Genomic DNA, 14,859 nt, shown 5'->3' with positions numbered 1-14,859 from the left:
TTAACATTTAGGTGTTATCCCTTTTAACCTTACATTAACACAAATGTTAAAATTATAGACTTTTAATAGATTTAAGTATTTGATTATGTGTTTTTTGTACCTGAATAACGGTGTTTTCTAGAATATTATTATAAATAACAAATTGAGACAATGCTATTTTCTTTTCATCTTGCCATTGATTATTCATAATAGCTTCAATTTTAGAAACTGTAGTTTCGTCTCTTTTTAGCAAACGCTCTATTCTTGTTTCCATTGCTGCAGTAACTGTTATGATGTAATCGCATTGCTTGTAGCTTCCGTTTTCAAACAGAATAGCAACTTCTTTAATGATATAAGGTGCATCTTGTTTTTCTAACCATCTTTTAAAATGACTAGCGACTTTAGGATGTACTATCGCATTCATTTTTTCTAGTACACTTGCGTCACTAAAAATAATTTTTGCTAAATAAGGTCGGTTTAACGTGTCGTCTTTATACGCATCTTCACCAAAAAGCGCGATTAGCTTTCGCCGAATAACTTTAGACTTATTCATGAGTTTTTTAGCTTCATCATCTGCAATATAAATAGGCACACCCAGTTTTTTAAACTGTTTTGCAACGGTAGTTTTTCCGCTACCTATCCCTCCTGTAAGACCAACTATTTTCATGTATTAATTTTCTGTATATATCCTTTTTTATTTCTGTTTTTTATTCTGCTATAATAAACTCTATATACTCTTCCTTAATTTTAAAGTGCTTCACAAATTCAGGTTTTTTATCCACTTCTGGAACTAAGTAGGATTGCCCTTTTACCAATTTACCATAGTCGCAAATAACTCTAAAGTCCTTAGCTTCTATAGTATTAAAATTAGCCAAACTGGTGTAATAAGAAACATGGACTGTTTTAGGAAAATGCTTAAGCTTGATATCTATTGGCACATTAATTATTTGTACTGTAATTGGCAATGTGCCTTCTGTATATTTTTCTACTTTAGCTTCTAATCGAACTTTATTAATAGAAAATTTTAAGTCTTTATCTAAGCCTTGAAAATTTAAATTTGTGAATTTAGAAATATTCTGTTTTATATCACTTAGCACCACAGTATCTGTTTCTATTTGATTAATTTTATCCAATATCGCTTTTGCTCCTATGATTTTAACCGAATCGGGTTGCAAAACAATAGCATTCGTAAGATTATACCCAGGACTATAACTAATTTTAGAGCGTAATTTAATAGGAACCGTTTTAACGGCATTTACATCATAAGTAAACCACAAACTATCCGGAACAATATTAACTAGCTCTATCTTTTTGCTAAATTGTTTATGTAATGCCGCAAAGGCTTTGTTTTTACTCCAAATATAAGCAGAGTCTGTTTTATCTATATGTTTCGAAAAATCTATACTAATTTTAGGTTTAGAAAAATGATACTGCAACAAATCAAAACCAAAAGTTTTTAATGTGATTTCTAGCACTTGACTACTATCATTAATAATTACTTCTTCTTCTGGAATGTTAATCTTATCAATACTAAAAACAAATGTATTGGTATAACTTTTAGATAATTTTGTTAGTAATAAAATACCAAATGCTAATGCTAAAAACAATAAAAAAACATTAATTTTTTTAGTTTTTACAAACGATATAATTTCAGATTTAATTTTTTTTATCATTATTTTTTAAAAAATAATTCTGGAAATTGAACTTCGGGATTTTTCTTTAATACACCAACGAGTATTGTCGATTTTAAAAACCCGTAACCATAACCAAAAAACTGAATACAAATTGCTAGCATAGCCTGTATGGCTATTCTAATATTTTTTGTTTTTAATATAGCTAAAAGGAATGCCAAACCAAAGTATAATATATAAACATATAGTAAAGCTTTAAAATTAAAAAAGATTAAAATTATAGCTAGAATTAATCCGAAACTAAAAAGACTAGGAAACCAATAGGTTATTTTTTTTGTCTGCGGATGCCAGGTATTAAGAATGGGTCTAACCATACCAAATTTAAACACTTGTTTATAAAATTTAGACCACGAAATTCTTCTTTTATGATATACATAAGCTTCCAGAATTAGTTTTGTTTTAAAACCAAGTCCCCATAAACGTATAGATAAATCTGGATCTTCTCCAGGATGTATAGACCCAAATCCTTTTGTTTTATCAAATGCTTCCTTAGACAAACCCATATTGAAACTTCTTGGCTGAAAGGTATCTACACTATTTTTATTTCCTCTAATTCCGCCAGTAGTAATAAAAGAAGTCATTGCAAAATTGATTGCTTTTTGAAGATTTGAAAAAGAAGCATCTGCTGCATCTGGACCACCAAAACAATCCACATATTCTTTTTCTAAACTAGTAATAACTTCGGTTAAATAGGTTGTTGGTAAAATACAATCGCTATCTAATATAATAAAATAGTTTCCGGTTGCTTTTTGCATCCCAAAATTTCTAGAATCCCCAGGACCAGAATTGGGTTTAAAATAATAGGCTATATCTAGTTGTTCCCTATACTTTTCTACAATCTCTTTAGAAGCGATGGTAGAACCATCTTCAATAATAACAACTTGATATTTTACATTTGTTTTTAGTAATGTAAAGCTATGAAGTAACTCCTCAATTTCTTGAGGTCTATTATACACAGGAATAATAAAAGAAAACTGTAATTGCATAACACAAATGTAGGTGTTACCCATAAAAAAAGCCACCTTAAAGGTGGCTTTTTAATATATAAAGATCTAAAATTAGTTCTTAATAACTCTTACAGTTTCTGTAGCATTATCTATGGTTACTTTAACAAAGTAAGCTCCAGATTGTAAATCAGACATATTAACCTCTGCATTAACAGTATTAGGAGCAGCACGAAGTACTTCTTGACCTAACATGTTATAAACAGATATATTATCCATTTCTTTTTGTGCTTTTAACACCAAGCTATCATTTACTGGATTTGGAAAGTAAGTAAATGCTAAACCATTATCAAAATCATCTACCGATAAAGTAGTACAAATCACTGTAGCTTCCCAACCTTCTCTTGTTGCTGAGCCATCAGAAGAAAACACAAATGTTAAAGCTCCAGATGCATGTGAAGATGTTATTGTCATACCTTCTAAATCACCAGAACCTGAAGGCGTTGCATCATCTCTATCCCAACACCATATTGATCCGCCTGCTGGAGGATCTATTGTTGTTGCCGTAGCATCGGGACCATCATAGATGGTTAACCCATCATAACAACCGGTGCCATTATTTTCAGCACTAAAAGCATTAAAAAGCACGGAAACAATATCACCAGCAGTATCTGGCATAATAGTATATGTAACATTTTCACCACTGGTGTAATCTCCTGTTACTCCACCTGAATCTAGGAATATCTCGCTAGAACATGAAGCTGGTACAGCTACATAAGGTGTTGCAAAAGTAAATGGTCCTGTCCATGCAGACACATCTCCTGATCCACAGTCTGCTTGCACATAAAAAGAATACGAACTATCTCCTACTAAACCTGTAGCACTATATGGACTCGTAACCCCCGTTTCTGTTGCAGTACCGGTTACCATTTCTCCAGCAGTATTGTTTACTAATTCAATATTCCATGAAGTAGCTCCTCCATTTTCTGTCCATTCTAACGCTGCTGTTGTTAGTGTAATCCCAGTAGCACCTAAACCAGATGGTGCAGGACAAGTTTCTAAAGTCGTAAACGCAAAAGGTCCAACCCATGCAGATAGTCCACCTGCTCCACAATCGGATTGCACATAGAACGAGTACTCATTGTTCTCTGTTAAACCTGTTAATAAATAAGGATTTGAAACTCCTATTGCTGTTGCCGTTCCTGTCACAGTACCAGCAGCAGTTACATCTACTAATTCAATATTCCATAAAGATCCTGTTCCGTTTTCTGCCCAACCTAAATCTGCAGAACTATTTGTAATATTTATAGCTGTTAACATCGATGGATCCAAACATGTTGGTAATTCATCAAAAGTTACATCATCGATTGCTACATCATCGTAAAAACTCCCTGAATCTGCTACTGAAAATCTTGCTTGTGCAGGCCCAGTAAATGTTAATCCGCTAAGATCAATTATTTTTTGCTCCCATCCAATGGTATTGGTAGCATAGGTACCTACTGTATTCCAGGCTGCTCCATCCCAAACCGATACCGTTAAAGTTGCGTTACCAAACCCTTCATTATCTCTAATTTCATAGAAAGATAATGCTGGTGTTGTTAGTCCGGATACATCTACCAAAGCAGAACTTAATTCTGCGTTTGTTGCAGTAGGATCAGAATCGTCTACCCAAGCAAAGTAACCGCCAGAAGTAGTATTTCCATTTAATGTTCCATTATTTCCAATATGATTTCCTGCTCCCGTATTTGCGAATTTCCAATCTTCATCACCACCTTGATTCCAGCATCCTGGAAGCGCACCTGCACTTTCAAAATCCTGTGTATATGGTGCTGTAAATGCATTACAAGCAGTTACAAAGGCAAATGGGCCAACCCATGTCGATGCTCCATTTGTTCCACAATCTGCTTTTACATAAAACGTATAACTATTATTATCTACTAATCCTGAAGCATTATAAGGGTTTGCAACGCCTAAAGCTGTTGCTGTACCTGTTACGGTTCCTCCTGCTGTAACATCAACAATTTCAATATCCCATACGGTTTCTGATGCACCTGCTGTCCAACCTAAATCGGCAGATGTTGTCATTATATTAGTTGCCGTAAGCATAGAAGGCTCGGGACATGCTATTGTTGTAGTGAATGCAAATGGTCCAGCCCAATCGGATACGCCATCTACACCACAATCTGCCTGTACATAAAATTCGTAGTCGTTAGCAGGTACTAGTCCTGTTACATTAAAAGGATTTGTAACTCCTAAACTAGTTGCGGTACCTGTTACTGTTCCAGCTGCTGTAATATCTACTAATTCGATATTCCAAGATGTAGCGGTTCCTCCTTCTGTCCAACCTAAATCGGCAGAAAAACCATCAATATTTGTAGCTGTTAATCCATTTGGAAGTATACAAGCCGGCAATTCATTAAAATTCACATTATCAATTGCCATATCCCCTTCATAAGTACCAGCACTTGTCGCTCTAAAGGTTATAGAAATGGATTGACCAGCAAAGGCTGTTAAATCTATTACTGCTAATTCCCAATCTGCTGTAGCACTCGTTTGCTGCTGACCAGAAATAGTAAATACATTTGTTGTTCCGTTCACTAAAACATCTAATGTTCCCATTTGCATACCAAACATATGATAATTAAATGCTACTGAAGGTGTCGTAAGACTAGATAAATCTACTAACGGAGAGACTAAATCTGTGATATCACCACTAGCTCCTCCGGTAGCTTCCGTATAGAAATAATTACCTGTTGTAATAGTTGGATCTGGTCCTGTTCCTGCAGAACCGGTATCGGTTCCCGGAGCAGACTCCCAAAAATAGGCGCCACCTGTTCCTGCCCAACAGTTTTCTGTAGTAAATGCAGTCCCTGCTGTAGTAAATGTCTCAAAATCTTCTGTATAAGGTGTTGCAATTGCAGCACAAGCCGTTCTAAAAGTGAAAGGACCTACCCAAGCAGAAGTTCCATCCACACCACAATTAGCACGGACATAATAATCATATAATGTATTTTCTGTAAGTGTCATTGCCGTATATGGATTGGTAACTCCAGCAGTTGTTGGTGTTCCTGTTGCTGCCGATCCACTTGTTACAATTTCAACATCCCATGCTGTTGCACTTCCGCTTTCAATCCACGATAAATCTGCCATTGTATCTAGTATTCCAGTTGCAGTTAAGACCGATGGATCTGGGCAAGCTGGAGGTGTTTCTGAGCTAATAGTTGGAGATTGAAAACAAAATCCCCACTCGTAACCTGCGCCACCTACTAAATCATCAAAATAAATTCTATATCTAAATCCGGATAATTGTGTAGCACTAAATCCCACAATATTAAGGATCTCTGAGGTATATGCTTCTGAAGTTCCTGAACAAAAATTATCTAATGGAGGCGCAGTAGTATCTGTATCTATAGGAAGTCCAATAATGTTCCATGAGCTTGCATCTGCATCCCAATATTCGAATTGCAAAATGTCATCATCATTATAATTGTAAACAAAGTTTCCAGAAATAGAAAGCCATGTTTCTCCTGCATTAAAAGCTGCAGTTAAGTCAATTACTGGCGATTCTGCAGCAATAATATCATCACTTCCACTTCCCGCATCATCATCATCGAAAGCGAAATTAGCAGTTGTAGTAGGATCTGCTTCAAACGCTAGCGGATCCGTATTATACGTTCCCGTAACAGACCAGGCTGCATTAGGCCACGAGGCGTTTTGGTTTAAAGTTTGCGCATAAGAGCTAAAAGTAAAAGCCCCTAAAATAGCAAACATAAAAAATAAGGTAATTTTTTTCATATTAAATTGGTTATTTAGGATTTACCTTCTAATGTATTATTATTAAATAACAAAATAAATGAAAGTAATTACAAATCGCTAAAACACTTAAATCTTCGATAAAGAGCAAATATTTTTTACTTAAAGGAGTTTAAAAATCGGATTAAATGAATGCAATACTCCTATTATTAGTTACCAATACTATAGAAAATACGACTAGAACGTCTTTTTAGTAAAAAGCAAAATACCTCAGAAAAAAAAATGTTTACTTTTTATAAAATCTACAACATAAAAAAAGCCACCCGAAGGTGGCTTTTTTCTATACTAAGATCTAAAACTTAGTTCTTGATAATTCTTACTGTTTCTGTAGCATTACCTATAGTTACTTTAACAAAGTAAGCTCCAGATTGTAAATCAGACATATTAACCTCTGCATTAACAACATTAGGAGCAGTACGAAGTACTTCTTGACCTAACATGTTATAAACAGATACGTTTTCAATATCCTTTTGTGCTTTCAATGATAAAATATCATTCACTGGGTTTGGATAATAGGTCAATGCTAAACCATTTTCAAACTCTGGTGTAGATAATGGCGTACATGTAATTGTTAATTCAAAATTACCTGTATTCCCAAAATTATATCCTTCTATAGAGATCCAATATTGCGTTCCTGCAACAGAGATAAAATCTGTTTGTGCAGCATAACCACCAGCACCACCACACTCATCATATCCATCACTTATTAATTGTAGAGCACCAGAAGCACCTGTAAATACTAATATTTCTGTATCAAAATCTGTTCCAGCCATACAAGTATCTAATAAAACACTATCTCCTGTACCCATAAAACTATACCATACATTTGGAGAATCTGTATCTGCACCTAGCGCGGCGTCAGGAGCATCATCTTCATCTAAAGTAGCTGATGTTGTATTTCCTAAAACTGTATCTCCACAATTAATTGCTATAGCATCTGCCAAGTTATCATTAGCAGGAGCTTGTGCTAATGTAGTAAATGTGTAAGGTCCATTGTAAATACTTACATCTGTATCATCCATTCCACAATCTGCACGAACGTAAAAATCGTAAGTAGTAGTCCCTGTTAAACCAGTTACCGTATATGGGTTACTTCCAACATCATTAAGTGTTGGTGTTCCTGTAGGCGTAAATCCTGTTATTCCATACTCAATATCCCAAGCAGTAGCGGAACCATTTTCTGTCCATCCAATTTCTGCTGTAGTTTCTGTAATATTAGTAGCAGTAAAATCAAGTATAAAATTACAAGTAATATCTTCAAAACAAACGGTAGAAGTTCCTGTAGTAGCTGCTTCTTTCCAGATTGCGATTAAATATGCTGTGTTTGGAAGAAATCCAGTTAAACTAAATTCTGGAACTAATGCGCCATTGCAATACAGTTCAGATCCACAGTCTGTATATACTACCATTCCAGTAACATCTCCTGTTGTTAAAACTCTAATTGCACCAGAATCGGTTGTAGTAATTTCATACCACGCACCATTACTTCCAGCAGCAGCACAAGTAACAGCACTTAAATCTGCTGTAGCAACCGCGTAATCAATAGTATTAGGCGTTGCTGTTGCACAATTAGCTTCTAAAGTCGCAGCGATTGGTAAAGCACAAACATCACCAACATTACTTGGCTGCGTCCAACTAATTGGTCCAACCCAAGCACTTAAATCTCCTGCTCCGCAATCTGCTTGTATATAAATATCATAATCTCCACCAGCTAAGGCAGAAAGACTTAAAGTTGCTGCCGCAGTAGTACCGGTTGTACCAGCACCTTGTACAAATCCAGCAGTACCATATTCATAGTTCCATGCTGTTTCACTAGCTCCTGCAGTCCAAGAAATGTCTGCATCTGTAATAGATGTAGGACCAGCAATTACTGCTGTTGGTGCAGGGCAAGTAGGTGGCGTATCATTTACAAACTCATCAATATGTAGATAGAATTTATCTGCAGCTGTAGCTCTAATTGCAATATACACTTGCATACCATCATAAGCTGATAAATCATACGTGTATTGTGTATAAGTTGGTACATTCGTTAAAGGAGCTTCATCACCTAAAACTACCGTAAAATCTGCAGGAGCTAAACCCGTTGTAGATAATCTAACCTCAAATGTTTCCGCCCAATTAGAAGAAATTCCAGACCAAAAAGATATTCTGTCTGAGACATCTGCAGTTACTGTAAATTGTGGTGTAATTAAATAATCATCATGTGCATTTGAATTATAAGTAATTCTGGCATGCCCCGCTCCTGAATGACTATCAGTAGTATTATAAACCCATGTATTACCTCCATCAACATCTGTAACGGTCCATGTAGCAGGTATTTCGGTATCGAAACTCTCTGTAAATTGTGCATTAGACTGCCAAGTAAAGGCAACCATAGCAAATAATAGTAAAGTAATTTTTTTCATATTAAATTATTTTTATTAATTAATTATTAGCATAAGACTTAAAAATATTGATAATAATTGAAAGGTTTTACCAAAAACCCAACTAATCGACAAAATGACAAAAATTACGATTAAATACATTTTTCCTTAATTTTATGGGTGCAAAAAAAAGCCACCTTAAAAAAGGTGGCTTTTAATAATATTATTTAAAGATCTAAAAATTAGTTCTTAATTACTCTTACTGTTTCTGTAGTATTACCTATAGTTACTTTAACAAAGTAAGCTCCAGTTTGTAAAGAAGACATATTAACTTCTGTATTCATAGCATTAGGAGCAGTACGAAGTACTTCTTGACCTAACATGTTATAAACAGCTATATTATTTATATCTTTTTGAGCTTTTAAAACTAAAGCACTAGATACAGGGTTTGGATAGTAAGTGAATGCTAAATCGTTATCAAAGCTTTGCGTAGATAATGTAGAACAAGTTACTGTAGCTTCCCATCCTTCTCTTGTTACACTACTATCAGAAGTAAACACAAAGGTTAAAGTTCCTGATGCATGTGTGGATGTTATAGACATACCTTGTAAATCTCCTGTTCCTTGGTTTATAGAATCATCTCTATCCCAACACCAAATTGTTCCACCTCCTGGAGGATCAATAGTAGCAGCTGTTGCATCTGGACCATTATAAACTGTTAATCCGTCCCAACAACTTGTTGTTCCATTATTTTCTGAGCTAAAAGCAGTAAAAGTAACCGTAACAGCATCACCTGCAACGTCTGGCGCAATTACATATGTAACATTTTCACCACTTGGATAATCACTACCGGCTCCTCCTCCATCTAAGAAAACACCACTAGTACAACTTGGTATTACAGCAACGTAAGGTGTTGCAAACGTATATGGTCCTGACCAATCACTAGTGTCTCCACCACCGCAATCTGATTGCACATAAAACGCATAAGAATTATCTCCTACTAAACCAGTAGCAGCATAAGGATTTGTAACCCCTGAAGCTGTTGCATTTCCTGTAACAGTTCCTCCACCAGCAACATCAACTAATTCTATATTCCACATTGTTGCAGTTCCATTTTCTGTCCAACCTAAGTCAGCAGAAGTTTCTGTAATTGCAGTTGCAGAACCTGCAGTTGGTGCAGGACATACTTCTGTAGTTGAGAATGCATATGGTCCAGACCATGAACTAGTGTCTCCACCACCACAATCTGCTTGTACATAATATTCGTAATCCGTTTCTGCAGTTAATCCTGTTAATACTTGTGGGTTTGTCATGGTACCAGTAATCATAGTTCCTGTTCCCATTGTTAATGGAGCAGTTCCCCATTCCACATTCCAAGTTGTTGCAGTTCCACCTTCTGTCCAACCTAAATCAGCAGAAGAATCTGTAATTGCAGTTGCAGAACCAGCAGTTGGTTCTGGACATGTAGGTGTTGGCTTAATACAAAACTCTAATGCACCTTCATCATTACTACCATAATCCCAATATCTTAAATATACTGTATCTCCAGGAGTTAAGCCTTCAAATATTTTTTCGTCTAAAGAGCTATTACAAACGACAGGATCTAAAGCTGTTAAAGCACCACAAGTTCCTGTGTACACTTCTACAATAGAACTATATCCAGGCCCCACAATACTATCATAAATAAACCCTCCTGAAGCAGGAACAGTTAAAGTAAACCAAATATCACTAGGATTTGGATCTGATGTAGCATTTGTACAAGTACTACTAGGAGCTACTTCTCCTGTAGAACTAGTTGCACCAAGATTACTACCAGTATACGTTAAAGTACATGTTACTTCATCTACATTCATTACGGAATCTAAATCTATAGCGTTTGCACACTCATCATTTGTTGCTGGGCAAGCATCTTGAACTAAACCATTAAATGATGAAGAACACACTGCGTCTTGATCATTAGCAACCGTTATAGCTACAACTGTTCCGTTTGTATAAGGTCCAAAAGTTAACATTCCTGCCGCGTTTAAAGTTTGCGAAGCACTTGCTTGGTCGTCTGAAGCTGTCATTGACGTCGCTGAACCTAAATCTGTAATATCTACTTCAATCTTAAATCCTCCAGAAGCTGCACAATCGTCAACCAATGTTGCTGTTACTGTTGCAGGAGCACAAGATAGACACTCTACATTAAAATCTATTGAAGTTTGCTGTGCACTACCACAAGAGTTTGATGAATCTCCTGCTATTCTTACAAATAGTGAAGTACCTGTAGAATTAAATGTTAATCCAGTTAAATCTCCAGCAGTACCATAACCGTTATATAATTCTGGTGCCGTAGCATCTACTCCGTCATATACAATAAATTCATCATACGAACTTTCAACTGTTCCAGAATTAACTGTGATTTTTAATCCACTAGTACCATCTGAACTTGCAAACAACCAATCTAAATTACTACTATTTTCATAACAACCAGTAGCATTTGTTGGTGTCCCACAAATAACTTGTGTTGGACAATCATCGTAACTAAAATCTCCAAGAGAGAAATCACAAGCAGCATCTGTATGCTCCAAATTTAAAGTTACTGTAGTACCAGTTGCATAAGGTCCAGCAGTTACAACTCCTAAAACAACAGGAAAAGAACCTCCTAAACCATCGGTAACATTAGCACCATCTCCTACTGTTGCTACATCTACATCCACGCTAAATTGTGCATTTGAACAATCTGACGTTACCGTTGCACTATTTACTACTGCTGTAGTACACGTTGGAGCTGCATCATTAACAAACTCATCAATATGCAAATAGAACTGATTATTACCTGTAGCTCTAATTGCGACATAAACAGTCATACCATCATAGGATGATAAATCATATGTATATTGTACATAATCTGGCACGTTACTAGTTACCGTTTCACTACCCAAAACGGTAGTGAAATCAGCTGGAGCAAAACCTGTAGTGGATAATCTAACTTCAAATGTTTCTGTCCAATTATTTGAGATTGCGGCCCAAAAAGACACTCTATCCGAAGCACCTGCAGTAACTGTGAATTGTGGTGTAATTAAATAATCGTCATGAGCATTAGAATCATAAGAAATACGAGCATGACCAGCACCTAAGTAATTTTCAGTGGTCACATGAAGCCAAGTATTTCCACCGTCGACATCCGTTACTGTCCAAGTTGCTGGAATTTCAGTATCAAAATTCTCTGTGAATTGCGCATTAGCTTGCCAAGCAAAGGCAAACATCGCAAAAAGTAATAACGTAATTTTTTTCATGTTAAATTGGTTTTTGTTGATTAATTATTAGCATAAGCACTAAAACTATTGATAATAATTGAAATCTTTTACCAAAAGCTTAACTAATCGTTAATACTCCGATTTTTACGATAAAATACATTGTATAGCTAACTATAAATTTTAAACATAAAAAAAAGGCTTCGTTTTCACAAAGCCTTTTTTTTATCCTAATTTCATAAAATGAACTACTTTTCCATAAAAGCTTCCATCACTTCATTACTTACTCCCATATTGCTAAATCCTCCATCATGAAACAAGTTTTGTAAGGTCACCATTTTAGTTAAATCACTAAACATAGCTACGGTATAGTTTGCACAATCTAAAGCGGTTGCATTCCCTAAAGGCGACATTTTATCTGCATATGCAATAAAACCGTCAAATCCCTTAACACCAGAACCAGCAGTTGTTGGTGTTGGTGATTGTGATATGGTATTTACACGAACTGTTTTATCTTTCCCCATAAAGTACCCAAAACTACGAGCAACACTTTCTAGATATGCTTTATTATCTGCCATATCATTATAATCTGGAAAAACACGTTGTGCTGCCATATACGTAAGCGCTACAATACTTCCCCAAGGATTCATTGCATCTTTTTTATATAAGGTTTGCATTACTTTATGAAAAGACATTGCAGAAATATCTGTTCCTTTTTGTGTCCAATCATAATTCTGATCTGTATAAGCGTTTCCTTTTCTAACATTTATAGACATACCAATAGAATGTAAAACAAAGTCTATTTTACCTCCTAAAATCTCCATAGATTTTTCAACAAGGTTTTCTAGGTCTTCTATAGAAGTAGCATCCGCAGGAATTACTTGTGATCCCGTTTTTTCTGCTAAAGCATTAATAGTTCCCATTCGTAAAGCAACAGGAGCATTTGTTAATACAAAGGTTCCTCCTTCTTCATGAACACGTTCTGCGGTTTTCCAAGCTATCGAGTTTTCATCTAATGCACCAAAGATGATTCCTTTTTTTCCTTTTAATAAATTGTACATATGTAATATGTTATTTTGGTATTGTTAGTTTTATAAATTGTTATTCAAAGGTAACTAAATTAATATTTATGGGCTACCTATTCATTTGGTATTAGTTATGCATACATAGTATGTTGCTTAATTCAACAACTGTTTTGCATGCGCCATAGCAGAGCTAGAAACTTCTATTCCTCCTAGCATTTGTGCTATTTCTACAATACGATCGTCATGATTTAGCTTCACTAAATTGGTAGTGGTTACCTCATCGACATCTTCTTTATAGACTTTAAAATGTGTATGTCCTTTTGCTGCAATTTGCGGTAAATGTGTAATAGCAAATACCTGCATGGTTTTACTCATGTCTTGCATAATATCTGCCATTTTATTTGCGATTTCACCAGAAACTCCGGTATCAATTTCATCGAACATAATAGTTGGCAGCTGAATATAATTGGATAATATAGATTTTATGGCTAGCATAATTCTTGCTAACTCTCCTCCAGACGCTGCTTTTTTAAGCGCATTAAACTGTCCTCCTTTATTTGCTGAAAACAAGAAGGATAATTGATCTTTCCCATTATACATATATTCCTTAACCAATGCTACTTCTATTTTAAATTGTGCATTTGGCATTCCTAAATCGTTTAAAATACGTTCTAGTTCTTTGGTAAGCTTCGGAATTGCTTTTTGTCTGTTCTTATGTAGACTTTCAGAAATACCATCGAGTTTACCCTTTATTGTTTCTATTTCTTTTTGTTTCTGAAGGATGCTTTCTTCTAGATTTTCGGAAGCAGAAACCTTTTCTATTAATTCCGTTTTAATACTAATTAACTCCGAAACATTTTCCGCTACATGTTTTTGCATCAAATTATGCAACGTTTGTAACTTTGCATTTACCACTTCTAATCTTTTGGGATCTGCGTCTAAGTTTTCCTGAAGTGTTTCTATTTCTGCAAAAGTATCGTCTAAATCTATAAGACTACTATTTACTCTTGTGTATAAGTTTTGATAGGTACTTGCATACGTAGATAGTTTTTGTAATGTATTTTTTAATTGCGTTAACATATTAAGAATACCTAAATCTTCTTCTTGTAGTAATTGATGAGAATGCGTTAGTTTTTCTTGAATCTCTTCCATGTTATTCAAGGTTTCGTATTCTTCTTCTAACGTTTCTAATTCACCATCTACTAAATTAGCTTCGGTTAATTCTTTTAACAAAAAGGTATTATAGTCTTGTTCTTTTAATGCTTCGGCTTGTAAATTATGAAGTTCTTTTAATGCTTTCTGAAGTTTTTTAAAACCATTTAATTCGGTTTGATACTTTTCTAAGTTCGTTTTATTATTTGCTAAAGCATCAATTATTTGAAACTGGAAATCATCATCTACCAATTGCATGGTTTGGTTTTGCGAGTGTACATCTATTAAATGTTTACCCAACAATTGTAAAGAGTTTAAATTAACAGGACTGTCATTTACAAACGCTCTAGATTTACCAGAAGGAAGTATTTCTCTTCTAATAATGGTTTGGCTTTCAAAATCGAGATCTTCGGTTTTAAATAGATTTTCTAGTTGGTAGCTTTCAATATTAAAAACGGCCTCTATAACACATTTTTGATCTTTGTTTTTTAAACTACTTAAATCTGCCCGTTTTCCTAAAATTAAAGATAATCCGCCTAAAAGAATCGATTTTCCTGCTCCAGTTTCTCCCGTAATAATAGTAAACCCTTGGTTAAAATCAACCAAAAGTTCATCGATTAAAGCATAGTTTTTTATGGAGAGTGAGCTTAGCATTT

The 14,859-nt window shown here is 35.0% G+C and carries 8 protein-coding genes; all 8 read right to left on the bottom strand.

Annotation, left to right across the window (positions count from 1 at the left end; all coding sequences use genetic code 11):
• Window positions 1-52 precede the first annotated feature (52 nt).
• On the bottom strand, window positions 53-646 hold the full coding sequence (gene coaE, locus ACVCZW_RS13580) for a dephospho-CoA kinase (RefSeq protein WP_452229549.1): 594 nt from the start codon (window positions 644-646) through the stop codon (window positions 53-55).
• 40 nt (window positions 647-686) lie between these two features.
• Window positions 687-1,652, bottom strand: coding sequence for a CdaR family protein (locus tag ACVCZW_RS13575; protein ID WP_452232674.1), 966 nt, complete (start codon window positions 1,650-1,652; stop codon window positions 687-689).
• Window positions 1,652-2,656, bottom strand: a complete 1,005-nt coding sequence (locus tag ACVCZW_RS13570; RefSeq protein ID WP_452232673.1) for a glycosyltransferase — start codon at window positions 2,654-2,656, stop codon at window positions 1,652-1,654. Before ACVCZW_RS13570 ends, ACVCZW_RS13575 begins: the two co-directional genes overlap by 1 nt.
• Before the next feature lie 72 nt (window positions 2,657-2,728).
• Window positions 2,729-6,409 carry a T9SS type A sorting domain-containing protein gene (locus tag ACVCZW_RS13565; protein ID WP_452232672.1) on the bottom strand — a complete coding sequence of 1,227 codons (3,681 nt, stop codon included), beginning with the start codon at window positions 6,407-6,409 and terminating at the stop codon, window positions 2,729-2,731.
• 317 nt (window positions 6,410-6,726) lie between these two features.
• Window positions 6,727-8,832 carry a choice-of-anchor J domain-containing protein gene (locus ACVCZW_RS13560; RefSeq protein ID WP_452232671.1) on the bottom strand — a complete coding sequence of 702 codons (2,106 nt, stop codon included), beginning with the start codon at window positions 8,830-8,832 and terminating at the stop codon, window positions 6,727-6,729.
• Window positions 8,833-9,032: 200 nt separating this feature from the next.
• Window positions 9,033-12,068: a choice-of-anchor J domain-containing protein gene (locus ACVCZW_RS13555; RefSeq protein WP_452229554.1), complete on the bottom strand. Its 3,036-nt coding sequence runs from the start codon at window positions 12,066-12,068 to the stop codon at window positions 9,033-9,035.
• Window positions 12,069-12,274: 206 nt separating this feature from the next.
• Window positions 12,275-13,087: an enoyl-ACP reductase FabI gene (locus ACVCZW_RS13550; RefSeq protein WP_452229555.1), complete on the bottom strand. Its 813-nt coding sequence runs from the start codon at window positions 13,085-13,087 to the stop codon at window positions 12,275-12,277.
• A 117-nt stretch (window positions 13,088-13,204) separates the two neighbouring features.
• Window positions 13,205-14,857 carry a DNA repair protein RecN gene (gene recN, locus ACVCZW_RS13545; RefSeq protein WP_452229556.1) on the bottom strand — a complete coding sequence of 551 codons (1,653 nt, stop codon included), beginning with the start codon at window positions 14,855-14,857 and terminating at the stop codon, window positions 13,205-13,207.
• Between the last annotated feature and the right edge of the window lie 2 nt (window positions 14,858-14,859).

Source organism: Lacinutrix sp. MEBiC02595, from assembly GCF_053601555.1.
Note: the sequence above shows the minus strand (reverse complement) of the source record. Positions and strands in the feature narration are given on the sequence as shown.